This window comes from Legionella brunensis, assembly GCF_001467025.1.
In the GTDB taxonomy this organism is placed as follows: Bacteria; Pseudomonadota; Gammaproteobacteria; order Legionellales; family Legionellaceae; genus Tatlockia; species Tatlockia brunensis.
In genome coordinates, this window is record NZ_LNXV01000008.1 from 83,782 (window position 1) to 105,364 (window position 21,583).

Below are 21,583 nucleotides of genomic sequence, written 5' to 3' on the forward strand. Positions count from 1 at the left end.
ACCAGTAAGAAATTTTCTTTAAATTCCATACCTGATTTATTTTGGACTTTTAAAAGCCCCGCCAGAACAAACTGCAGGGCTTTTTAAAAACTGCTGACTGTCTTATTTAGCTGCTGCGGCTTTCTTTTCTTTCTCTTTGGCAATCACTGCTTCGGCCACATTGGCTGGGCAAGCAGCATAGTGAGAGAACTCCATTGAGAATTGACCACGACCAGAGGTCAGGGTACGCAAAGTACTGATGTAACCAAACATTTCTGAAAGAGGAACATCGGCCTTAATGCGAACGCCAGCTGCGCTGGGTTCTTGGCCAGAGATCATGCCGCGACGACGGTTTAAGTCACCAATTACGTTACCTACATCATCTTCTGTACTGTAAACGTCAACCTTCATGATTGGCTCAAGCAATTGTGGGCCAGCTTTTGGCATAGATTGACGAAAAGCACCCTTTGCCGCAATTTCAAATGCGATGGCTGAGGAGTCAACGGCATGGTAAGCACCGTCAGTGAGGTCGACTACAACATCCAATACGGGGAACCCTGCTAAAGTACCTGTGTCCATCATTGAGCGGAAACCTTTCTCAATTGCCGGAAAGAATTCTTTAGGAACATTTCCACCGACAACGGATGTGATAAAAGTGAATCCAGTGTTTGGCTCGCCTGGCGAAATAGTGTAATCAATTTTACCGTATTGACCAGCACCACCAGATTGTTTCTTATGGGTATAGCTGTCTTGAATCGATTTGGTTATAGTTTCGCGGTAAGCAACCTGTGGTTGACCTACTATTAATTCAACATCGTAAGTACGCTTCAGAATATCCACCTTAATATCAAGATGTAATTCACCCATACCACGGAGAATGGTTTCACCTGAATCTTCATCAGTTTCAACCCTAAACGTTGGATCTTCTGCAACCATCTTACCAATAGCAATACTCATTTTTTCAGTAGAGCCCTTGTCTTTTGGCGAGACTGCAATAGAGATAACTGGCTCAGGGAAAACCATCGCTTCAAGTGTACACTCATGGTTAGGATCGCAAAGAGTGTGGCCGGTTCGAACATTTTTCATACCGACGATGGCTATAATGTCACCTGCCTCAGCACTTTGCAATTCAATACGCTCATTTGCTTGCATCTCAACCATACGGCCGACACGTTCAGTTTTACCAGTAAAGGAGTTAAGAATCGTATCCCCTTTATTTAGTTTTCCTGAATAGATACGTACGAACGTTAAAGCACCAAAACGGTCATCCATGATTTTAAATGCCAAGGCGCGGAATGGCTCATCAGGAGAAACGATAGCGAATTGGCCGTTTGGCTCACCTTCAGCATTGGTCAAAGGTTGTGGATTAACTTCATGGGGAGCAGGCAAATAGTCAACCACTGCATCCAGTAATAATTGCATTCCTTTGTTTTTAAAGGCCGAACCACAGTAAGTTGGGAAGAAGGCTAATTCAAGCGTACCTTTACGGATACAACGCTTAATGTCTTCTATTGCAGGCTCCTCTCCTTCTAAATAAGCCATCAACAATTCATCATCCATTTCAAGTGCCATTTCAATTAATTGCGCGCGATACATTTCAACGTCGTCATGCATATTGGCGGGGACATCAGTAACTTTGTAATTTTCTGGCTGGCCAGATTCATCCCAAACATACGCTTTACGGGTTAATAAATCGACAACACCTACGAAGCTGTCTTCATAGCCAATGGGCAAAGTCATAATTAAAGGATGAGCACCCAATACTTTTTTAATTTGCTCAGTCACTTTCAAGAAGTTCGCGCCAACACGGTCCAGTTTGTTTACGAAAATCAAACGAGATACTTTTGAATTGTTCGCATAGCGCCAGTTGGTTTCTGACTGAGGCTCAACGCCGCCAGAACCACAGAATACCCCGATGCCGCCATCGAGTACTTTCAGTGAACGATATACCTCTACAGTGAAATCAACGTGTCCTGGGGTATCGATAATATTGAAGCGATGATCTTTCCAGAAGCAACTAACTGCAGCCGACTGGATGGTAATACCGCGTTCCGCTTCCTGTACCATGAAATCAGTTGTTGATTCACCATCATGAACTTCACCTATTTTGTGAATTCTGCCGGTGAGTTTAAGAATACGTTCAGTAGTGGTGGTTTTTCCTGCATCTACGTGAGCGAAGATACCAATGTTTCTGTAAAGGTTTAAATCAGTCATAGCACTCTTATAAAATTAAAATGGATAAAAAATTGTCATATATTATACATTATTTTATTCGGATTTGCAGCAGAACTTGCTTCATTAACCTTTTTTATGATTATTCCGGCTATTTGTTAACCATCTGTAAGACTTTCTTCAGTAATTAAGCCATCTACTCAGTGGCTTAATTACCGTCAAATTTTCTTAAGAACTAACTAGATTTCTTGTGTCTCTTTGAATAAAGTAAATTAGTCCTTGTCTTTTTTCATTATCTAAACTCTAATTTTTTACGACTGAAGTCTCCATCCATTACCATCTCAATCTACAGGCTCTATTACTTGTGCTCAATATTTAGCCCAACTAACCCATGAATAAAGCATCGTAGCGATTTTCTTTCCCATGTCGAGGCTATTCAATATCCCAGTACAATAAATGATTACGTTAATAATAAAAAAATCAAACGATACACTTGATCCTTTAACAAAATAGCTTTAAGATGCCACCTTATTCCCCGGTAGCTCAGTCGGTAGAGCGGATGACTGTTAATCATTAGGTCACAAGTTCGAGTCTTGTCCGGGGAGCCAAATCCCGTCTGGGTTTGGCGAATTCCAAGTTTTTCCAAAGACCATTTCTAAAAACTGAGGTAATAGCCGCTTACATGTAGGTTCTGTTTAAAGTCATAGATTGCAACAATAGCTGGCTGTTGATCTAAATACTGATTGCGTTTAGCTAACCATAAGGGCGCTAGGTTTTTGGGGTTGATTTTCAAGGTCATTAGCATCCTTCTTTGATTTTTCATTGCATGGTCTATTGAAACGTCTGCAAGCCTAGTTGGCTACTCAGACGAATCACATGTATATCCGAGTTAAATAGTATAAGCTATAGAAGCCCCTACAAAATTTGAAGACGCTTTATCATTAAAATTTATATTATATAAAGGCCAATTGGTGCTAAATTTTTGATAAGTTGAATAAAAATAATCAAGCGATGCTGCAAAATGTTGACTTACTTTATAAGTCAATCCGACACCAAACCGCCCGCCAACTCTATGCTCGCTGTCCTCAAATGCTAGCGTTCCAGCAGCTGAGTTAATAGGTTGGCGTAAACTTAGCTCACTAAAAGTAAGTCCTGCACGACCATATATAAGCCAATTTGGATTAACTCTATAGCCTGGTAAAATATCGAGGGTCGCATAATCTTGAATATACAAGTTGTCAGTAAATGTATAATTAGTAAATGACACCCCGAGACGTTCATTAATGGTAGTAGAGCGGCGAGGAAAATAAGTGCCTATTTCTCCCCCTAAATAGAAAGAATTATCCGCGGTATATCCATAGCCTAAAAATACTTCGCCCACTGCATTACTGCTGTTTGTCGTATTTTTAACAGCGAAATTAGTGATGGTATTAGAGGTAGTTAAGGTGTGTTTATCGAATGAAGCTCCCACTCCTGCACCTATATACAATTTTTCTTTAGGACCAAAATATTCAGCCGTTAAAGGCCCTATCGTCCCACAAAAACCCATATGGCATCCGAAAAAAAATGTGACAATAGTTAGTTTCTTTTGAATCAAAATCATAATATCCCTCTTAAATTTTTCATTCCCTTGTCTATTATGTCATGCTTTTAAGAAAAGCTCCAAAATGGCAGTTCTATCGATTTAAAAAAGCCTAGTTATGCTGTTTAGAAACCTTGCGCTCTGATGTAAATCCGCACTCTTATTCCTCATCAGAACCATGACATCAAAGTACCGTGTCGCAAAACAGGTTTTAAAAGAGTAGGTGTAACCTATTAACCATCTATTTTTGCTCACATAATGAGTTAAATAATAGATGGAATCGGCGCATTTTTGTAACAATTGAACATTAGTGTTTGCGAATCTCTTGAGAAGCATTGACATTTGCTAAAACAATCCGCTACTGTGGGCTGGTTTATAGTCGGTTAGGCTATCGATGAATATAAAAAACAGAATAACCATTCATTGGCACATGGAGATACCACATGAAGCTTTCTAAAAAAATAATTATTACAGCAGCCCTTACGCTCGGAAGCAGTGTATTTGCAGGCACGATGGGGCCTGTCTGCACACCAGATAATGTTACTGTTCCCTGCGCCAGTACTGCCTGGGATTTAGGCATACAAGCCTTATATTTAAGACCAACTTATTCTGCAGATAATCGTCATTTTGCCTATGGGGGCTTTCAAGATATCAATGGCACTACCGTATACAGGCAACTAAAAACCGATTGGGATTGGGGGTTTAAGTTAGAAGCTTCTTATCATTTTAATACAGGTAATGATATCAACGTGAACTGGTACCATTGGGACGAAGACAAAACTTACGTTTTTAGCCGCCCTTCATTAGATGGCGAAAGGTTCCTAACTCTTCATCATCATGTTAAACCAAAGTGGGATGCTGTTAATGCGGAATTCGGCCAACATGTTGATTTTGGCTTAAGAAAAAATATCCGCTTTCATGGTGGTCTCCAATTCGCCCGTTTACAACAACGCGAATACTCCCCCTATACAGAAATTTTTCCTGATGGCAGCACTGGAACAGGAGCCAACCGACTCAAGTTTAAATACAGTGGCGTGGGTCCTAGGATCGGCACGGACATGTCCTACGATTTAACCAATAATTTTGCCGTTTATGGCAATGCTGCTACTGCAATTTTAGTAGGCGATAATGAGGTAATTGACACTTCTGATGTTTCACCCAACAGAGGCTCTCACACTTCTGTTGTTCCTGAGCTTGAGGCCAAATTAGGGGCTAAATACACCCATCTTATTGCTAAAGGAACATTGATCCTCGATGGTGGTTATATGTGGATTAATTACTTTGACACTTTTCACATGGTTCAAGAGAATGTCAGAGGACAAACCGATTTTGCTCTGAACGGTCCGTATGTAGGCATAAAGTGGATAGGGTAATTCAATAACATAACACAGGCATAGTGCTCATCTATGCCTCTGTTATGTGCTTATCGGCCATACTAAGTTTCCTTACAATTATTCTTTTCCAGGCGTAAAAGTATCAAAATCGTCCTCTACAAAAGGGTTATATTTTTCTTCTTCAGATTCTTTTTTTTCTTGGAGCTTCCCATCTAGTTCGCGAAAAAGCGCCTCAATATCATCCGGACTTTCTTCTCTGCGTGCGGCAGTTTCCTTTCTTATTTTTTCCAGCGCTTCTTTGGATAAAATAGTCATCGACCGCTCCTTTTTACTAAGATTTCTCTTAAAGCATAGCATTTTAAATACTATTTAAGCGCTTTAATCCCAAGCTTATTCAGGCTACCATTAAGCATAATCCTAATCTTTGAGAAAGTGCTATATGCGCAGACTGAGCTTATTCGATAGTCTATTAAATGAGATAGATACGGCTTTACGCACCTTAGCCCCCCCTAAATCACGTGCAAGTATGCGTGCATCTCCGGCAACAAATACTTTTGAAAACCCGCTAAGCACGACAGAAAAAAAACACATTGCGGGTCTTATGCGCGTTAATCACGCGGGGGAAGTCTGCGCCCAAGCACTTTATCGCGGGCAGGCATTAACAGCCAAGCTTGTGGAGGTAAGAGCACAAATGGCTGAAGCCGCCGCTGAAGAAATTGACCACCTTGCCTGGTGTGAAGAACGCTTAAGGGAGTTAGATAGTAGGCCCACTGTGCTTAATCCATTTTGGTATCTAGGTTCTCTTATGCTTGGAATGGCTGCAGGGCTGGCAGGAGATCGTTGGAGCTTAGGCTTTGTTGCCGAAACAGAGCGACAAGTTTCACAACACTTGCAAAAACATTTACAAAAACTGCCTGCACAAGACAATAAAACCAAACTTATCTTAGAGCGAATGCATGAAGACGAAGCATATCATGCAGATATGGCAATGGCTGCAGGAGCAGCAGAACTGCCCGATTTTATAAAAAAAATAATGCGAGTTACCTCCAAAGTAATGACTCGCTCTAGCTATTATATTTAACCATGACGAATATATTACTCATTCTCGCAGGGTTTGGATTAGTACTACTGAATGCCTTTTTTGTTGCTGCTGAATTTGGCATGGTAAAACTACGCCAAACTAGGGTTGCTCTTATCCAAGAACAATACCCATGGCGAGGAGGGATTTTAGCCAAAGTTCATCAAAAACTTGATGCTTATTTATCAGCTTGTCAATTAGGTATTACTCTTGCCTCTCTGGGTTTAGGATGGATTGGGGAGCCTGCCTTTACCCGCGTATTATCACCAGCATTTCATTGGCTTGGTTTGGTTAATCCTACTTTAAATGAATTTATTAGCTTTATTATTGCTTTTTCTCTGTTATCTTTCTTGCATATCGTGATTGGCGAACTGATGCCAAAATCATTGGCCATTCGTCAAAGCGAACAAATCTCTCTTTGGACCGCAGCCCCCTTGTATTTTTTTTACTGGATGATGTATCCCGTTATTTGGCTCTTAAATACCTGTTCCAACTTCTTTTTAAAGCAATTAGGCCTGGATGTTATCCATGCCGGCGAACAGTTCCACTCCAGTGAAGAAATCAAAATGATCTTGCGCTCCAGCGAAGACCATGGCGAGCTGACACAGCAAGAAAGCAGTATTCTGGCGCACACTTTAGAGCTCGGTGATTTACAAGCAATTGATGTGATGCGCTCTTATGATGACATGGTGATGCTGGAAACTCCTATCAGCAGCAAAAAACTTATCGAAACCTTAAATTACTATCGCTATAGTCGATATCCTGTTTATGATAAAACGAAGAAACAAATCATTGGTATCTTACATGTGAAAGATCTGCAACCTTTGCTGCAAGAAACTACGATAAAATCTGAATTATCCTTAAACGAGATAACTCGACCTGTTCCTAAAATTTCCTACAGGCTTCCGGCGCTGGCTTTACTAAGACAGTTCCAAGCAGGCATGCCTCATTTTGCGCTCGTTTATGGGCGACGTGGGGCGATTGTGGGTTTTTTAACATTAGATAATTTACTGCATTTAGTCATTGGCGTTATCAAGGATGAATTCCATAAGACACAAGATGAATGGATAACTCACGACGACGGTAGTATCACCGTTAAAGGAGATTGTCCTTTATATACCCTTGAAAGAGCCCTCCAACGTGAAATCATCCTCGAGCCTGAAGATGAAGAAGAAATGGCAACAATTGCTGGCTTAATTATTCACAAATTAGGCAGAGCTCCCAAACAGGGGGAAACGATAGCTTTTAATGATTTTTTTGTAACTATAGAACGCGTACAAGGGGCTCGTATTAGACAAGTAAGAGTTATGCCAGTAATTAATGACAAAATATGATACTAGCCCCAAACCAGGATCTCGACTTGCTTAGTATCAGGGCTGCAAGTTGGGAATTTACTAAGATACGTACACTTTTAAGGATTATCATGACATCTGACATTTTGTTTATTTTGTCCGTTATTATGGTAGCCTTTCTATTTGATTTTATTAATGGTTTTCATGACGCAGCGAATTCGATAGCCACTATTGTAACAACAGGCGTGTTAACACCACGGCAAGCCGTTTTTTGGGCTGCTTTTTTTAACTTCATTGCTTTTTTGATTTTTAACTTAATGGTGGCAAAAACTATAGGTAGTGGCTTGATTGACACCACTATTGTAGACTCGCAACTTATTTTTTCAGCATTGATAGGCGCGATTTTTTGGAACATTGTCACCTGGTATTATGGTTTACCCTCAAGCTCATCTCACGCGCTCATTGGTGGACTTGCCGGTGCTGCTGTTGCCAAAGCGGGTATTACCTCTCTTAAATTTTCAGGTTTTGCCAAGGTAATATTTGGAATTTTTATTTCACCCGCAGTAGGCTTGATTATGGGATTTTTTCTTACTTTTCTTTTTAGCCTGTTATTAAAAAACTATAGTGAAGAAAAACTGAATCGAGCATTTAAAGGATTTCAATTAGCCTCCTCAGCACTCTTAAGTTTAACTCACGGTGGTAATGATGCTCAAAAAACCATGGGTATTATTGCAGTATTATTGTTTGCTGCAGGCTGGCTAGGCGAGAGTTTTTATGTGCCTTTTTGGGTCGTCATTTCCTGTCATTTTGTGATTAGTCTGGGAACTTTAGCCGGTGGCTGGCGCATTGTGCATACTATGGGTACAAAAATTACCGAATTGAATACTTTGCGAGGTTGTGCGGCAGAAACAGGTGCTGCAATTATGATTTTTGCAGCCACGCAATACGGTATCCCCGTTTCCACCACGCATACAGTAACAGGCTCAATTGCCGGTGTAGGTCTCATCAATGGCATCACCGGAACCTATTGGCCCGTATTAAGACGAATTTTTCTCTCCTGGCTATTCACAATACCCGCTGCCGCAATCGTTTCCGCAGGTATTATGCTAACCCTGCATTAATGTATCTTATTAGTCCTTCTGTCATCGTTGCTAAGAAAATCCCATATAAAAGCGCCCCGAGATATGCCACCATAAGTATCACGCCATCTTTTTCAGCCAAGCCTAAGCCAAACAGAATAATTAATGAGGCAAAGATAAAGTTACTAAAAGGGATAGGGAGGAGTAATAAAAGGCTCAGAGCCAACATAACCAACCCATGCAACCGCTCCATTAAGGGTCGAGTAAAAAATAGCCATCGTGGTTTTAGTAGTTTTTCAACACGTCTTAAATAGGGAACTGTGGTATGAACCACAGCGACAAATTTGGAAAACTCCAAGCGTCGATTGGCTAAGCTATCTGGCAACCATAAAGCACGTCGTGCAATGATAATATGGATAGCAATAAAAACTATGGGCAAACCAAAAATGAAAGAAAACCCAGGAATAATTGAAATTGGCAGCGCGCTTGGCAAGGCAAAAAGGATAATAATTAAACCAAAAGCTTGATCGCCAAATGCCTTGACCAATTCCCCATAACTTAAAGAGGCATCGCCTTGGTGTTTTTCAACCATTTTAGTCAATAAATAACACACACTGGTGCGTTTTTTATTCTCATCCTGTCTATTCAATTGTCGCCTCGCATAAATCTAGGCCTCTTCCTGGCCCTTTGCCTGAACATTAAGTACGCTATTGAAACGACTATACGTCCAGTAGATTACCAACCCCACCACCATCCAAACTGTAAAACGTATCAACGTTATCCACGGTAAATTAATAATTAAGTAAGCACAGCTAATAATACCTAACACTGGAATTATAGGCATTAACGGCGTTTTAAAAGGGCGATGTAAATCAGGATGCGTGTAACGTAAGTAAATGACTCCTGTACAGACAACCATAAACGCAAACAAGGTTCCCACATTCACTAATTCGGCCAAATCATCAATGGGAACTAACGCAGCAGTTAGAGACATCACAATACCACATGAAGCAATAATCCGTATTGGTGTTTTTGTGTAAGCATTAGTAGTTGCAAAAAAACTTGGCAATAAGCCATCACGAGCCATGGCAAGAAACACGCGAGTTAAACCATAGTACAGTACCAGCATTACGGTTGTTAATCCTGCGATTGCACCAATCCCCACTAAACCCGCCACTGCTCGATGGCCCAATAACAAGAGGGTATGACTAATTGGCGAAGAAACATTAAGGGTAGAGTAATGCGTTATCCCCGTTAACAAGCCAGATACGATAATATACAAAATGGTGCAAATCGCCAATGAACCAATAATCCCTATGGGCAAATCACGCTGTGGATTGATAGCCTCTTCTGCCGCAGTCGATACCGCATCAAAACCAATATAGGCAAAAAAGATAAGCGACGCGCCTTCCACAACTCCCTGAAATCCAAACGGCATAAATGGAGACCAATTGTTCGGTTTAATTTCCGTCACCGCGATAATTATAAACAGTAGGATAACTATCAATTTCACAAGTACCATAGCGTTATTAAAGCGCGAACTTGATTTCACTCCCCAGGATAAAAGAAACCCTAAAATGACAATGATTGCAAAAGCAGAAAAATTAAATATCCCACCATTACCCGGTCCATTGAGTAAAATTTGAGGCAACGGTATCTTTATTGCGCGTAAAAAATCATTAAAGTAACCACTCCAACCAACGGAAACCGCCGATACAGCAATTGAATATTCAAGCAGCAAATCCCAACCTACGATCCAAGCGATACACTCTCCAAATCCCGCATAAGCATAACCATAGGCACTACCGCATCCACCCACTGCTGCGGCCAATTCCGCATAGGACAATGCCGCAAAAGCACAGGCAAATCCTGCGATCACATAAGATATAATAATGGCAGGCCCGGCTTGAGTTGCAGCGACAATCCCAGTTAAGACAAATATCCCTGCACCAATAATTGCCCCAACTCCCAAAAAAACTAAATCTATTGCCGAAAGACATTGAACCAATTGAGGAGTTGTCTGACCCAACTCATTAACTGCTTTTTTGCGAAACAAGTCCATGGTAGTATGCTCTTAGATGAAGTTATGTGATAAAGCCATGACTCATCTTTAGTGGGTGTAATTCACTTTTTAGCATTAAGCATGCCAGGCTCAGCCTCTATCAGATTGAACTGAATGAAAAAAATCCTTATTAGCTTGTTGTTATTAATTTATTTAAACCCAGCAGCTTCTGCACAATATTCTGAAGCATGCTCAGGTTGGCTTCCCTGGTTTCAACCTCTGTGTCGTCGCATGCATCAAATTTGGCATGAGGGAAGCAATGAGCTCTATGTCTCAGGCTATGCCTGGCATAATCGTTATACCTACCCCGAATATAAAATTAAATCGTACAATGAACTTGCTTGGGGCGGCGGGCTAGGCAAGGGACTTTATGACGAAGATGGCGACTGGCATGGGATTTATGCCTTCGCCTTTCTTGATTCTCATAAAAATGTAGAACCCGCTGTCGGTTATGCATTTCTAAAAGTAGCCCATTTGGGAATAAACACTCGTATTGGTGCAGGTTACACTGTTTTAGTCACCGCACGTCCTGATATTTTAAATAATATTCCCTTTCCGGGAGCACTTCCCTGGGTTTCACTCAATTATCGTAACCTGACACTTTCAGCGACTTATATACCTGGAAGAACAGGCAGGCTGGGAAACGTTTTATTTCTCTTAGGGAAATGGACTTTTGATTTAATGTAATTTCTTCATTTAACAATAAATTACACTTGCAAGAAGTATCTACCCTTTGTTAGGCTGGCACGGATTTTTTCACTATCATAACTAGGGAGTAAGACATGACGTTTAAATCCAAGCTTCTCGCCTTTGCTGGCGCTTTGGTAATTGCAGGATCTTCCTTCGCAGCCTTCAAAGCTCCTCCAGCTTGTCCAAGTGTAAGCTCCATTAAAATTGCAGGCTTGTCAAATGCAGAAGAATTAATGGAGGGGATGTATTTCGCATACGAAGTAAGTAGATATGATACTGAAAGCAACTGGGTATTTGCGAGCGGTCCTTTTGATGCAGACGATGAAGAAGAAGCATTAGAAGAAGCAAACAAAGCTCTTCGCTATTTGTCAGGCCATCCTATTGCTGAACCTGATGAAGACAGCTGGATTTGTCTTTATGAGATGGACGAACAACACTTCGCTATTGCCGTACAATCTGATCTCATCCCTTCACCATACAAGATTCGACGTTATTTGAGCAAAAAACACTAATAACAAAAAAGCACGGAATTTCTGTTCCGTGCTTATGCAGGAGTTTTTATGCTTCGATGCGCTTGGTGCACAAAAGATCCTCTCTATACAGCCTACCATGATAAAGAGTGGGGTGTTCCTATTAGAAGTCCTGATAAGCTGTTCGAAATGCTTATTCTGGAAAGCATGCAGGCTGGCTTAAGCTGGCTCACTATATTAAAAAAACGTGAAGCAATGAGTGAAGCTTTTTTAAATTTCTCACCACAAAAACTAGCACTCTTAACTGATGAGGCAATTGAGCAATTGCTACAAAATAAAGAAATTATTCGTAATAAATTAAAAATCAATGCAGTGCGTAATAATGCCAAAGCTTTTTTAAAGATTGCTCAAGAGATAAATATTGTTGATTATTTTTGGCAATTTACCAAAGGAAAAGTAATTCAAAACAAATGGCAAAGATTGACCGATGTCCCAGCAACTACACCAGAATCTAGTGCGATGGCTAAGCAACTTAAAAAAGATGGTTTTTCTTTTATGGGCCCAACAACCTGTTATGCCTTTATGCAATCAGTGGGGATGGTAAATGACCACCTGACATGTTGTTTTCGTTGGCATGAAGTACAGAAAAAAGCGTAAGAATTCCTTTATATGCCATGACACCGTTTTTATTTCACTCGTAGATTCAAGTTAAAAACTCTAATTTGAATCCAAGTCGAAGTTTCAACTTATTTACTAAATGAATTTTTTGCGTTAAAATTGCGCAATTTGACTTCTACTGGAGAACTTTATGACCGCCCTTTTGCAAGAGTTTGCAGATGCCTACAAGAAATTATCTGCTGTTAACGTTGTCACTACCCAAAAATTACTTAACCAGCAACCCTTTCTTGCAGTGCAAATAATAGCAGGAAACTATAATTTTGAGGATTCTGTTTGGAAAAACTTAGATATTAAGACTCGAGCTGAAATGAGGGTACTAATTTTCAGTAGCAAAATAAGTAAAAAAATGTTACCGCTTCTTTTCCCGGATTTGAATCTAGAGAATGGCAACTTAGACATCAACGCGTTGGCTAATCCTAAGTCTGTTCCTGTTAACAAGATTTTTGCGGCAGTCAATGAGTTTGAAAACCTTGTGAATGAATACATGGAAACCACACTAGAAGAGCGTGCAACTATGGATTGTGCATTAGACTTTATTAAAGTTTGCGCTAATTTCCTTCTAAGATTATTAAGTGTAGGCTATAGCCAAAACTTTTTTGAAACAACCACAGGCAAGTTAGAGCAAATTAAAAATCAACAACAACGTCTTCAGTCTATTTTTAGCCAATTATCCTCAACTGAAGCTGAAACAAAATTAAATCCAACTCAGGAAGGATTTGAAGTTCCCTCAATGGGCTAAGGCAATTGTACTTTTTATTTGTCTATTATCAGCATTATTCAAGGGTACGTTCTTTTTAGTACGTACCCTTATTTAGCGCTTACTTAAATTACTTTCCCCAATAAGCAGTTTTACATTTAGTCGAAACTTAATGCCTGATAGTGGCAAACTATTTACTCAACTTTTTGATAGTCGAGGCAATATCATCAACTTCACCAGAATAATGATAATAAATTCTGTTGCGGTAGCAATCGATAATACAAAGTGGTTCTTGAGCTTCGTCATCTCGTTGCTTTAAAATCCAATAAATGCCTTCAGGATGCTCTTTTTCGATGATTTCTTTCAGCAAATCAACCATCTTAGCTTCTTCAAACTCTGCCTGAGTACACACTAATCCTGAAGCTTGGCTGGTTACTTTATAAGCAAAATGTTTTTCATTCATGATATCACCAATGCTTAAACATATTGTCACCGTATCGACCTCTTTGAAAAAAATTGAGGGACATGGCAAACAACCGATAGTAACTACCTATTAGTATAGTTAGTTTTATAGAACACTGATTAAAAAGCTTCCGGGTAATGTTTCTCAGAGCGACTATAATTAAATAATCATGATAGTCAGCCGAATGGAGGTGGCTTGATGAAAAAGATTACAATTGAGCTGTTTACCTTGTTCCTCATCGCCTATAGCCTAGCAAGCTATGCCGCAAGAATTCTTATTACCGAAAAAGCGATTCTCTTAGAACCACATGGCGAATACTATAGTTTTCCAGATAGTTATCATCATAATGCCGCAGGTTATCACTTTGTATTCGTTGGCGGAGTTTATCGTGTATGCCATCTTAACCCTCAGCCAAGCCTGGAAAGCCTTGATATGCTGCGCATACATATCGAATTAGGGGAGCAAAAATTCTGGTGGAACTGCTATGCCTATGATTCAAGATTTTTTGAGCTTGATTTTTAGCGCTGATGCTAAGACTTGATTCCTCAATCCACCCTGTATTTAGGGTATTTTGCCAAAAATTTTGAACTTTTTTTCATCATAATACCAATTAAATAATGATTGCCAATCGCTATAGAAGGAGGATTTTGTGCAACCTAACCTGTCTTTGATAGACAGTTTAAAAATCCTTTACTTCAGTTAAATGAGATTGCTATTATCGATGGCAATCTCCTATTGAATATAAAGAGGTAAGGATTCGAACTCCTTAAGGACAATCCTCTTTAAAACTTTTTCTTAGTCGCGAATATAAGTAATATCGGGCATCTACAGGGATATTTCAGAGATAGTGTTATGAGTCAATTCAGTTTCACACAAATTCAAGATAATGTTGTATCCATGCCCCAGAATCAGGTGCATCCCTCTGCTCTCATATCCCGACATGCCAAGATTGGTAAAAATGTTGAGATAGGAGCATTTGCCATTATTGGTGATCACGTTATTATCGGTGAAGAAACTAAAATTGGCCCCCATACGATAATCGAAAGTTGGACTACCATTGGTAAACGAAATCAAATTTATGCGGGTGCGATTATAGGGAATGCTCCTCAGGATTTAAAATACAAGGGTGAGCAAAGCAGTCTTTTGATTGGTGATGATAATATTATTAGAGAATATGCAACGATAAGTCGTGGAACAATGTTAGGGGGTGGTATTACTTGCATTGGTAATCACAATTTAATTATGTCTTATGTCCATGTCGCTCATGACGTGTTAATAGGAAACCACAATGTTATTGCTCATGCTGCAGGCATTGGTGGACACGTTGTAATTGAAGATTGGGTAACCGTTGGAGGGCTATCTGGTATTCATCAATTTGTGAAGCTCGGCCGTTTAGCAATGGTTGGTGCTAAAAGCATGGTAGTAAAAGATGTCACTCCCTATGCATTGGTAAAAGGGAATCCCGCAAAACTTTATGGTGTCAATTTTGAGCGTTTGCGGCGCAACCACTTTACTCCGGAAGAGCGCTTGCAAATTCAGCGTGCTTACAAAATTCTTTTTAATTCAGGGCTTAATCTAAATGAGGCCATTGAGATGATGGAACAAGAACTATCAGCCTCGGAGTCTATTGATTATCTTTTGCAATTTCTTTATAAGAGTAATCGCGGGATCTATCGCACTTCAACTTAAGTTATCATAGCCAGACAATAAGACCTCCCATAAAAAAGAGAGGTCTGTGGAGTCAGAACAATTGGTGTTGGTTAATTTCTCTATAGAACGCTTAAGTCTTTTCAGATTGTTTTTTTTCCATGTTTGTCCTCTTCTCAATCTGCCTTTATCAAAGTCTATTAAATACAAGTCTGAGTCCGCGACAAGAATATTATGGCAATTTAAGTCAGCATGATAAACGCCGTAATCATGAAATCTGCGCAGCAAGCGCCCTACATTACGCCATAGGGTTTCATCCTTTACAGATAAATAATCGGCAAAGGGGAGAGCCCCTACTATGCGCTCAACAATAATTTCCGCATGATACCAACAATAAGCTATCTTATGATAACTGGCTGCAATAGGCCTGGGTACATTTAATCCTGCATGGTGAAGTTTGGTGAGTAAATGGAACTCCTTAAAAGCACGCACGAAGCGGCGATTAACAAAAAAATAAGCGCGCTTCGTAAAATGAACAACCATGCCTCCTCGACCATAAAGTCTTAATACAAAATCACCTTCGGGACTATCAATAAACCATGCCATGCCTCTGCCCCCGTTAGCAATAGATTTAGCTTGCTCTTTCCAAAATGAGGGTTGAAACCAATATGCATCCACTTTCTCCATAAACTGCGGAGATACCAAGATCTTTGTATTGTTCATGTCAAGCAATAGCGGCTCTGTTAATTGATTTGCAGTCATTTAATTTAAATTTTCCAACGGCGGTGAGACCAGAGCCATTGTTCTGGGTGAGCCAAGATAAGCTCTTCTAACGTTTGGTTATAAAGATATGTGTTGCGATAAATTTCTTCTTGTGGATCAGGATGATTTTGCCATGAAAGTTCTGGATAAAATTCAATCCTATGATGACCATTCTCCAGACGATAAGACACCATCGGAACAACAGGAGAGCCTGTCTTTTGTGCAAAGATTGCAAGACTGCTATAGGTTCCCGCCTTTTTACCAAAGAATTCGACTGCAATTCCCCATGAACCAGAAACAGAGGTATGTTGATCCAATGCGAAAATAACGGCATCATTTTTTGCTAATGCATGCTCTATTTTTTTAAATGCCCCTTTTTTACAAATGACGTTGACTCCATTTTTACGATAACCTTGAAATAAGAAAGTTTCTAGACGCTTCGTTTTTACCGCTTTGCGAATGACATGGTATCTCCCTTTAAAGAGATCGAGACTAGCAAGCCCTAGAATTGATGCAAATTCCCAATTTCCTAAATGACAAGACAGCAAAAGAATCCCCTTTCCTTTCTTGTGTGCCGCCAATAAATGCTCGATACCTTGAATATCGAGCTGTTGTTGTAATCGTTGGCTATTTTTAAAAGATAAAAGCAGTATTTCTTTGAGAAATGTTGCCAGATGAGAATAAAAAGCTAAGGCTAAACGCTTTTTAGTTTTTTCACGGATACTATCCTTAAAAACTATATTGATATTATGTTTTATGACTTTTTTTCTGAAGGGAAGACAATAGTAAAGAAAATACCCGACCAAAGTAACAGGCAATTGACTTAATTGTTTTTCCATGGTGATTGCGTTTTTTGTTGCAAAAATCATACGAATAACATTACGAATAATTTCGAAGGTTAATTATTATCATTAATTGGAGAAATTACTATTTTTTTTGCATATCTGGAGGGTTATTGGGATTCTGTTAAAAATAGTGGGAATGGTGACCATTGTTCTCTAACATAAGCTCTCAGTGGCAAACCCCATAGAAAAAATTTTTAATTGTAAATATAAAAGAAGTAAAGTAGCCTTATTTTGTCCATAAAAATTAACTAGTTATATGATTATCCACTTTTTTAAATTACTAAGCATGCCTATATTAAGAATCAGGGTCATTATTATTTCGGTATATCTATTTCGCATGGGGTTCATGCAAATAGCAGCTCTTATTTAGGTGGAGAGGTGAGTACGAGCATTCCAACCGTAATGTTCCCTTTTAACAGTCAACCACCCAATATTTATGGATATCGCGCATCATTGCAAGTCCACAATCCTAGATTCAATATAATACAAAGCAAGTTTTTTCTCGACCTTTCATATGCTAATTGGAACACAACTCAAAGCCATATTTCTATCATTGCAATAGCCCCTATCTTAAGATTTTCCCTGTACGATGCTAAGTTAACAACATTATTTTTCGATCTTAGTGCAGGGCCTTCATACCTTTCAAAAACAATATTTGATCACCGACATCAAGGAATACATTATGCTTTTCAACTAATAGCAGGACCCGGTTTAAAAATTGGAAAAAATAAGAACACAGCGATTTCCTGGAAGATCATGCATTATTCTAATTCAAGGCTGTCACACCATAATGCAGGAATTACTATTCCAATTGTGGTATCAGTAAGTCACCTCTTTAAAAATTAGAAAATCATTCAAAAGAGAGTCATCATTAATTTTCACCTGCTCTATCCTTTCTCCCTATCTTCAACTATGTGAAAAAAATTTCGACAGAGCCTTATTTTGAGTAACTAGAGTCCTTTCTACCACATCTATAGAAGGCCAAACTCCTTTTTTACCAACAAATTTTCCTCCCCAAGGATGAGAAATCATAGGATCTGTCATTCCAAAAATCCCAAGAACAGAAGTTTCACATGCCGCAGCAATGTGCATAGGTCCGCTGTCATTAGCAATGACTTGTGAAGCCTGAGAAATAATGGCGGCATAAATACCTAAATCAAGCCCTTCTATAATGTTTACTCCAGGAGCTAATAGACGTTTGAAATTAGTAAGCTCATTAGGTCCTGGACAAGCAACAACAGGGATCTGTTTTTGAATCAAGCGCCGACTGAATTCCAACCAATAAGGCCATATTTTTTCCTCCCCTCTGATTCCTTTGCCGGTGGCTCCGGGGCATAGAATCCAAAAATTTGAGGGTATCCCTAATTGCGCCAACAGTTTTTTTGCAGCTTGTTGCTTCGTCAAAGAGACAGTAAGTGTTATTTTTGGGGGGAGTGGTAAAAAATTTTGTGAGTAACCTAACTGATAGGCAGTAAATTGAGCTAATCGCCAAAAATGCTCCACATAATGACAATAAGTTTTAGGAAGACTTGACGTTAAAAAAAAAGAGCGCAACCCTCCTCGATAACCAAAATTTTTTTTGCCAGCTAAAAAAGAGAGGAAAGCAGCGCTGAAACTGCTGCTCCTAAGTAATAAAGAATATTTTATTTGGTTTTGACGATAAGATTGATAAACTTTACGCTGAGGTAAGATTTTTAATGGGTAGGGCATTCCTCCTAATAAGTCCTTAATCCAAGGTTGCCCATAAAGAACAAGATCTACATTGCACTGCGCTAAGCCATGGAGTGCCGGCAATGCCATTATCGTATCTCCTACCATATTAGGAAGATGTACCATCAGTTTTTTATGTATATCAAGCATGTTGAATAATAGTTCCTAGTATTATCAAAAGTCCATGAATATAATTCACGCAATTGTGATACAACTCAGGGTTTCCAAATCTTAACAGTAAAGTATTTTCGCTTGAAATGATAATGACTCATTTAGGGATTAAAAAAATGCTAATGATTGATATAACCCATTTATTGGGGGGGCTAAGACGAGCGCGTTTGCCAGAGGGGATACAACGAGTCATTGTTTTTTACTTAAAAAACTTTAGAAATAATTCGCGCTTAGTTGTGCATTTAGGAGGAGTTGTTTTCATTCTATCGCAAGCAACGTCACGAAAAATATCTGAGTTCTTGTTGAGGGAAAAAGAGGCTTCCTTTTGGCAAATTATGAGGCTGATCGCAAAAGATATCTTTTTAGTCAGAGACTCACCAGTCAAAGTGCAAAAAGCATTTTTATTCAAAATTGATCATTATGGCCTCAAATATAAACGTTATTTAGCCAAACTTGAGCGTCAAGAAATTGCACTGGTGGTGATGATCCATGATTTAATCCCCCTAGAAAATCCTGAGTATTGCTCCGCAAAATCGCAGGCTAAATTTTCACGCAACTTGCAAATTATTCTAAGATACGCAAAAGGGATCATTACCGTTTCACAAGCGACTACACAAAGTCTATTAACTTATCTTAGGAACGCTACCCATCAACATTCTCCCCCAATAATCTCTGCTTTACTTGCTTCCGGCTTGCCAAACTCTTCCTCTTGGGGCGAAAGACCTGTAGCCGAACCTTATTTTGTTATTGTTGGCAGAATTGATCCTCGTAAGAATCATTTACTACTCTTACGCTTATGGCGAATTTTAACTGAGCGCTTAGGCGAAAATACACCAAAATTAATTATACTGGGGCGTCGTGGTCGACTATGCGAACAGACTCAAATCTTACTGGCCTCCAGGGATTTACAAGATGTTGTTATTGAACATCAAGTTAATGATCAATCTCTCATCAATTATTTATATCATTCTCAAGCACTACTTTTCCCAAGCTTTGCGGAGGGTTATGGCCTTCCTTTAGCCGAAGCGCTAACCTTAGGTGTCCCAGTCATTGCCAGTAATTTAGAGGTATTTCGCGAGATAGGAGGTCAGGTGCCTGACTATATTGATCCTTTGGATACGAGACAATGGTTAGAATATATTGAAGATTATGCAAAAAAAGACAGCTCGCTTAGATCAGCTCAGTTAGAACGGCTACACGCCTTTAAAGCACCCTCATGGGAGGAACATTTTGCTAAAATCGAGCGATTTTTAGAAACCTTATAACTTAAGAACACATGAACTGCGTTTTGACCACAATGAGATTTAAAATGCAAGGGAACATTAATTTTAATCCAGGAATTTCATTTATGTCCAAAATAAGATATAAGAATACAAAAATTTAATAGGGATGACAGCATTACTAAAATGGACAAATATCTATGACATCCTACCAGAAACTCTTAACCAACCCTAATAGATTAGGGAAACATCTACGTACTGGATATACAAAAAATCGAACACTTAGAAGTATTGAGTCCTCTTCATTGTTGAGAAATTCATCATGTCAAAAATATTAATTTCAAATTTTACATTAAGCCCCGATCATTTCCCTTTTGATGGCGTCAAAACACATAATTCCGAGCTTATTCAAACGTTATCGGAATCAAAATACCCGGTGTCCTTGTTGCTGAGCGCAGATAGGCTGTATAGAACTCATACTTTGAGTCCATTCAATCAATTTTTGTTAAACAATAGAGAATGGCACCTGCAGTCATCCATATTAACAAAAAAACGTCTTAAGAAGAGACTTTTCAAAAGTTTTATACGTCGCAAATTAACTCATTTTGACGCTAAGAACCTAGACCTTACTTCATTTCCAGCATGGAGTGGACTTGATAAAATATACATGGAAGAGCTCTTAAAACGAAAGGCAACAACTTATTATAATATGAGAAAAAAATTATGGCAGATTCCACATTTCACCGACTTTAACTTATTCCTTCAAAACTACCCATTTCCGGTACTCGTAAAAAATATTCCAAACATCCTATTTATTCATGATCTTATACCTCTCACTCATCCACATCTTGTCAATTTTTCACCCAGAAGTTGGTTTAACTTAATGAAAGCCATGATAAAACGATATGATCGTATTCTAGCGATTTCTGAGCATACCAAATTATCTTTACTCACCCATTTTAATGTAGACGAAAAAAAGATAGATGTGGTCTATCAATCAGTACACTCTAATGCAGAACAATACAGTAATGTAGATACCACTGCCATTCTTAATCCTCTGGGTTTAAAACCCAAGGAATTTTTACTCTATGTGGCACGCCTTGAGCCTCGAAAAAATCACTTAAGGCTCATGGAAGCTTATCAATATGCTAATGTAAATATGCCTTTGATTTTAGTGGGTCGCTTAGACACACATAACTTAATACTTCCTCCTGGAATAAAAAAATTAATTGAAAGCCCACAAAGCACTATTAAGTTAAACCGTCAGAAGAAAATAGTCTGGCTGTCTGAAGTCTCTAACTTAACGCTTTCCGCTCTGTACCAATCAGCAAAGGGACTCATTTATCCTTCTGAAGCAGAAGGTTTTGGTTTACCAATTGTGGAGGCCTTCACGTATGGATGCCCGGTTGCAGCGGCAAATACCACTGCTATACCTGAGGTCACTGGCAATGCTGCGCTTTTATTTAATCCTTATTGTATTAAAGATATTGCCAAAGCAATGACTTCTCTCTGCCGTGATACAAATTTGTGTACTCATTTAGCCGATTTAGGGCAAGTGAGAGCGACTTATTTTTCAAGAGAGGAATACAGAAATCGACTTCTCAATACGTTGTCTTCATACATTTGATAACATAACTTCATCTGGACATGCA

The 21,583-nt window shown here is 39.2% G+C and carries 22 protein-coding genes and 1 tRNA gene; 14 read left to right on the forward strand and 9 right to left on the reverse strand.

Annotation, left to right across the window (positions count from 1 at the left end; genetic code table 11):
* Positions 1–102 precede the first annotated feature (102 nt).
* Positions 103–2,193 (reverse strand): elongation factor G, encoded by a 2,091-nt coding sequence (gene fusA, locus Lbru_RS05515; RefSeq protein WP_058441190.1) that lies wholly within the window; start codon positions 2,191–2,193, stop codon positions 103–105.
* Positions 2,194–2,683: 490 nt separating this feature from the next.
* Between fusA and Lbru_RS05520 the strand changes: the two genes are divergently transcribed.
* A tRNA-Asn gene (locus Lbru_RS05520) sits at positions 2,684–2,759 on the forward strand.
* Between the two features lie 281 nt (positions 2,760–3,040).
* Here the strand turns inward: Lbru_RS05520 and Lbru_RS05525 are convergent.
* Entirely contained in the window at positions 3,041–3,754 is a 714-nt protein-coding gene (locus Lbru_RS05525; protein ID WP_058441191.1) for an outer membrane protein, read from the reverse strand.
* A 422-nt stretch (positions 3,755–4,176) separates the two neighbouring features.
* On the opposite strand from Lbru_RS05525, the gene Lbru_RS05530 reads away from it, so the two are divergent.
* Positions 4,177–5,106, forward strand: a complete 930-nt coding sequence (locus Lbru_RS05530; protein ID WP_058441192.1) for an Lpg1974 family pore-forming outer membrane protein — start codon at positions 4,177–4,179, stop codon at positions 5,104–5,106.
* A 78-nt stretch (positions 5,107–5,184) separates the two neighbouring features.
* Here Lbru_RS05530 and Lbru_RS05535 read toward each other — a convergent pair whose 3' ends face one another.
* Positions 5,185–5,382: a hypothetical protein gene (locus Lbru_RS05535; protein WP_058441193.1), complete on the reverse strand. Its 198-nt coding sequence runs from the start codon at positions 5,380–5,382 to the stop codon at positions 5,185–5,187.
* Between the two features lie 124 nt (positions 5,383–5,506).
* Between Lbru_RS05535 and coq7 the strand changes: the two genes are divergently transcribed.
* The 3 genes from coq7 to Lbru_RS05550 all read left to right on the forward strand — a co-directional run bounded on the left by coq7 (position 5,507) and on the right by Lbru_RS05550 (position 8,558).
* Complete coding sequence (coq7, locus tag Lbru_RS05540) at positions 5,507–6,148, forward strand: 2-polyprenyl-3-methyl-6-methoxy-1,4-benzoquinone monooxygenase (RefSeq protein ID WP_058441194.1); 642 nt, start codon at positions 5,507–5,509, stop codon at positions 6,146–6,148.
* Positions 6,149–6,150: 2 nt separating this feature from the next.
* Positions 6,151–7,479 (forward strand): hemolysin family protein, encoded by a 1,329-nt coding sequence (locus tag Lbru_RS05545; RefSeq protein ID WP_058441195.1) that lies wholly within the window; start codon positions 6,151–6,153, stop codon positions 7,477–7,479.
* An 89-nt stretch (positions 7,480–7,568) separates the two neighbouring features.
* Entirely contained in the window at positions 7,569–8,558 is a 990-nt protein-coding gene (locus Lbru_RS05550; RefSeq protein WP_058441378.1) for an inorganic phosphate transporter, read from the forward strand.
* Here the strand turns inward: Lbru_RS05550 and Lbru_RS05555 are convergent.
* The gene (locus tag Lbru_RS05555) at positions 8,539–9,165 is read right to left on the reverse strand and encodes an exopolysaccharide biosynthesis protein (protein ID WP_238583827.1); all 627 of its coding nucleotides are present in this window, start codon (positions 9,163–9,165) and stop codon (positions 8,539–8,541) included. The two genes, Lbru_RS05550 and Lbru_RS05555, sit on opposite strands and share 20 nt — an antisense overlap.
* Positions 9,166–9,183: 18 nt before the next feature.
* Complete coding sequence (locus tag Lbru_RS05560) at positions 9,184–10,578, reverse strand: amino acid permease (protein ID WP_058441196.1); 1,395 nt, start codon at positions 10,576–10,578, stop codon at positions 9,184–9,186.
* Between the two features lie 114 nt (positions 10,579–10,692).
* Between Lbru_RS05560 and pagP the strand changes: the two genes are divergently transcribed.
* The 4 genes from pagP to Lbru_RS05580 all read left to right on the forward strand — a co-directional run bounded on the left by pagP (position 10,693) and on the right by Lbru_RS05580 (position 13,155).
* Entirely contained in the window at positions 10,693–11,265 is a 573-nt protein-coding gene (gene pagP / locus Lbru_RS05565) for a lipid IV(A) palmitoyltransferase PagP (protein ID WP_058441197.1), read from the forward strand.
* Between the two features lie 95 nt (positions 11,266–11,360).
* Positions 11,361–11,780 carry a DUF4949 domain-containing protein gene (locus Lbru_RS05570; protein ID WP_058441198.1) on the forward strand — a complete coding sequence of 140 codons (420 nt, stop codon included), beginning with the start codon at positions 11,361–11,363 and terminating at the stop codon, positions 11,778–11,780.
* Positions 11,781–11,828: 48 nt separating this feature from the next.
* The gene (locus Lbru_RS05575) at positions 11,829–12,395 is read left to right on the forward strand and encodes a DNA-3-methyladenine glycosylase I (protein WP_058441199.1); all 567 of its coding nucleotides are present in this window, start codon (positions 11,829–11,831) and stop codon (positions 12,393–12,395) included.
* 151 nt (positions 12,396–12,546) lie between these two features.
* Complete coding sequence (locus tag Lbru_RS05580; protein ID WP_058441200.1) at positions 12,547–13,155, forward strand: hypothetical protein; 609 nt, start codon at positions 12,547–12,549, stop codon at positions 13,153–13,155.
* Between the two features lie 148 nt (positions 13,156–13,303).
* On the opposite strand, the gene Lbru_RS05585 is transcribed toward Lbru_RS05580, so the two are convergent.
* Positions 13,304–13,576, reverse strand: coding sequence for a hypothetical protein (locus Lbru_RS05585; protein ID WP_058441201.1), 273 nt, complete (start codon positions 13,574–13,576; stop codon positions 13,304–13,306).
* 198 nt (positions 13,577–13,774) lie between these two features.
* Between Lbru_RS05585 and Lbru_RS05590 the strand changes: the two genes are divergently transcribed.
* Together Lbru_RS05590 and lpxA are read left to right on the forward strand one after the other, a co-directional pair.
* Positions 13,775–14,098 carry a hypothetical protein gene (locus Lbru_RS05590; RefSeq protein ID WP_058441202.1) on the forward strand — a complete coding sequence of 108 codons (324 nt, stop codon included), beginning with the start codon at positions 13,775–13,777 and terminating at the stop codon, positions 14,096–14,098.
* Positions 14,099–14,428: 330 nt separating this feature from the next.
* Positions 14,429–15,265, forward strand: a complete 837-nt coding sequence (gene lpxA, locus Lbru_RS05595) for an acyl-ACP--UDP-N-acetylglucosamine O-acyltransferase (protein ID WP_058441203.1) — start codon at positions 14,429–14,431, stop codon at positions 15,263–15,265.
* Here lpxA and Lbru_RS05600 read toward each other — a convergent pair.
* Together Lbru_RS05600 and Lbru_RS05605 are read right to left on the reverse strand one after the other, a co-directional pair.
* Entirely contained in the window at positions 15,257–15,985 is a 729-nt protein-coding gene (locus Lbru_RS05600) for a 3-deoxy-D-manno-octulosonic acid kinase (protein WP_058441204.1), read from the reverse strand. The genes lpxA and Lbru_RS05600 overlap by 9 nt on opposite strands.
* A 5-nt stretch (positions 15,986–15,990) precedes the next feature.
* Positions 15,991–16,854 carry a lysophospholipid acyltransferase family protein gene (locus Lbru_RS05605; RefSeq protein ID WP_238583828.1) on the reverse strand — a complete coding sequence of 288 codons (864 nt, stop codon included), beginning with the start codon at positions 16,852–16,854 and terminating at the stop codon, positions 15,991–15,993.
* A 378-nt stretch (positions 16,855–17,232) separates the two neighbouring features.
* Here Lbru_RS05605 and Lbru_RS18030 point away from each other — a divergent pair, with 378 nt between their 5' ends.
* Positions 17,233–17,676, forward strand: a complete 444-nt coding sequence (locus tag Lbru_RS18030) for an acyloxyacyl hydrolase (RefSeq protein ID WP_058441205.1) — start codon at positions 17,233–17,235, stop codon at positions 17,674–17,676.
* A 60-nt stretch (positions 17,677–17,736) separates the two neighbouring features.
* Here Lbru_RS18030 and Lbru_RS05615 read toward each other — a convergent pair whose 3' ends face one another.
* Positions 17,737–18,690, reverse strand: coding sequence for a glycosyltransferase family 9 protein (locus Lbru_RS05615; RefSeq protein ID WP_083500834.1), 954 nt, complete (start codon positions 18,688–18,690; stop codon positions 17,737–17,739).
* A gap of 137 nt (positions 18,691–18,827) precedes the next feature.
* On the opposite strand from Lbru_RS05615, the gene Lbru_RS05620 reads away from it, so the two are divergent.
* Together Lbru_RS05620 and Lbru_RS05625 are read left to right on the forward strand one after the other, a co-directional pair.
* On the forward strand, positions 18,828–19,976 hold the full coding sequence (locus tag Lbru_RS05620; RefSeq protein ID WP_162262390.1) for a glycosyltransferase family 4 protein: 1,149 nt from the start codon (positions 18,828–18,830) through the stop codon (positions 19,974–19,976).
* A gap of 277 nt (positions 19,977–20,253) precedes the next feature.
* Positions 20,254–21,558, forward strand: a complete 1,305-nt coding sequence (locus Lbru_RS05625; protein WP_058441208.1) for a glycosyltransferase family 4 protein — start codon at positions 20,254–20,256, stop codon at positions 21,556–21,558.
* Positions 21,559–21,583 lie beyond the last annotated feature (25 nt).

Bases quoted from the DNA above. Each gene is read 5' to 3' on its own strand.
- Lbru_RS05525 (WP_058441191.1), bottom strand. From the start codon at position 3,754: ATGATTTTGATTCAAAAGAAACTAACTATTGTCACATTTTTTTTCGGA.
- Lbru_RS05620 (WP_162262390.1), top strand. From the start codon at position 18,828: ATGCTAATGATTGATATAACCCATTTATTGGGGGGGCTAAGACGAGCG.
- pagP (WP_058441197.1), top strand. From the start codon at position 10,693: ATGAAAAAAATCCTTATTAGCTTGTTGTTATTAATTTATTTAAACCCA.
- Lbru_RS05530 (WP_058441192.1), top strand. From the start codon at position 4,177: ATGAAGCTTTCTAAAAAAATAATTATTACAGCAGCCCTTACGCTCGGA.
- Lbru_RS05590 (WP_058441202.1), top strand. From the start codon at position 13,775: ATGAAAAAGATTACAATTGAGCTGTTTACCTTGTTCCTCATCGCCTAT.
- coq7 (WP_058441194.1), top strand. From the start codon at position 5,507: ATGCGCAGACTGAGCTTATTCGATAGTCTATTAAATGAGATAGATACG.
- Lbru_RS05570 (WP_058441198.1), top strand. From the start codon at position 11,361: ATGACGTTTAAATCCAAGCTTCTCGCCTTTGCTGGCGCTTTGGTAATT.
- Lbru_RS05600 (WP_058441204.1), bottom strand. From the start codon at position 15,985: ATGACTGCAAATCAATTAACAGAGCCGCTATTGCTTGACATGAACAAT.
- Lbru_RS05585 (WP_058441201.1), bottom strand. From the start codon at position 13,576: ATGAATGAAAAACATTTTGCTTATAAAGTAACCAGCCAAGCTTCAGGA.
- Lbru_RS05545 (WP_058441195.1), top strand. From the start codon at position 6,151: ATGACGAATATATTACTCATTCTCGCAGGGTTTGGATTAGTACTACTG.
- Lbru_RS18030 (WP_058441205.1), top strand. From the start codon at position 17,233: ATGTTCCCTTTTAACAGTCAACCACCCAATATTTATGGATATCGCGCA.
- Lbru_RS05615 (WP_083500834.1), bottom strand. From the start codon at position 18,690: ATGCTTGATATACATAAAAAACTGATGGTACATCTTCCTAATATGGTA.
- Lbru_RS05625 (WP_058441208.1), top strand. From the start codon at position 20,254: ATGTCAAAAATATTAATTTCAAATTTTACATTAAGCCCCGATCATTTC.
- Lbru_RS05605 (WP_238583828.1), bottom strand. From the start codon at position 16,854: ATGATTTTTGCAACAAAAAACGCAATCACCATGGAAAAACAATTAAGT.
- lpxA (WP_058441203.1), top strand. From the start codon at position 14,429: ATGAGTCAATTCAGTTTCACACAAATTCAAGATAATGTTGTATCCATG.
- fusA (WP_058441190.1), bottom strand. From the start codon at position 2,193: ATGACTGATTTAAACCTTTACAGAAACATTGGTATCTTCGCTCACGTA.
- Lbru_RS05575 (WP_058441199.1), top strand. From the start codon at position 11,829: ATGCTTCGATGCGCTTGGTGCACAAAAGATCCTCTCTATACAGCCTAC.
- Lbru_RS05550 (WP_058441378.1), top strand. From the start codon at position 7,569: ATGACATCTGACATTTTGTTTATTTTGTCCGTTATTATGGTAGCCTTT.
- Lbru_RS05560 (WP_058441196.1), bottom strand. From the start codon at position 10,578: ATGGACTTGTTTCGCAAAAAAGCAGTTAATGAGTTGGGTCAGACAACT.
- Lbru_RS05580 (WP_058441200.1), top strand. From the start codon at position 12,547: ATGACCGCCCTTTTGCAAGAGTTTGCAGATGCCTACAAGAAATTATCT.
- Lbru_RS05535 (WP_058441193.1), bottom strand. From the start codon at position 5,382: ATGACTATTTTATCCAAAGAAGCGCTGGAAAAAATAAGAAAGGAAACT.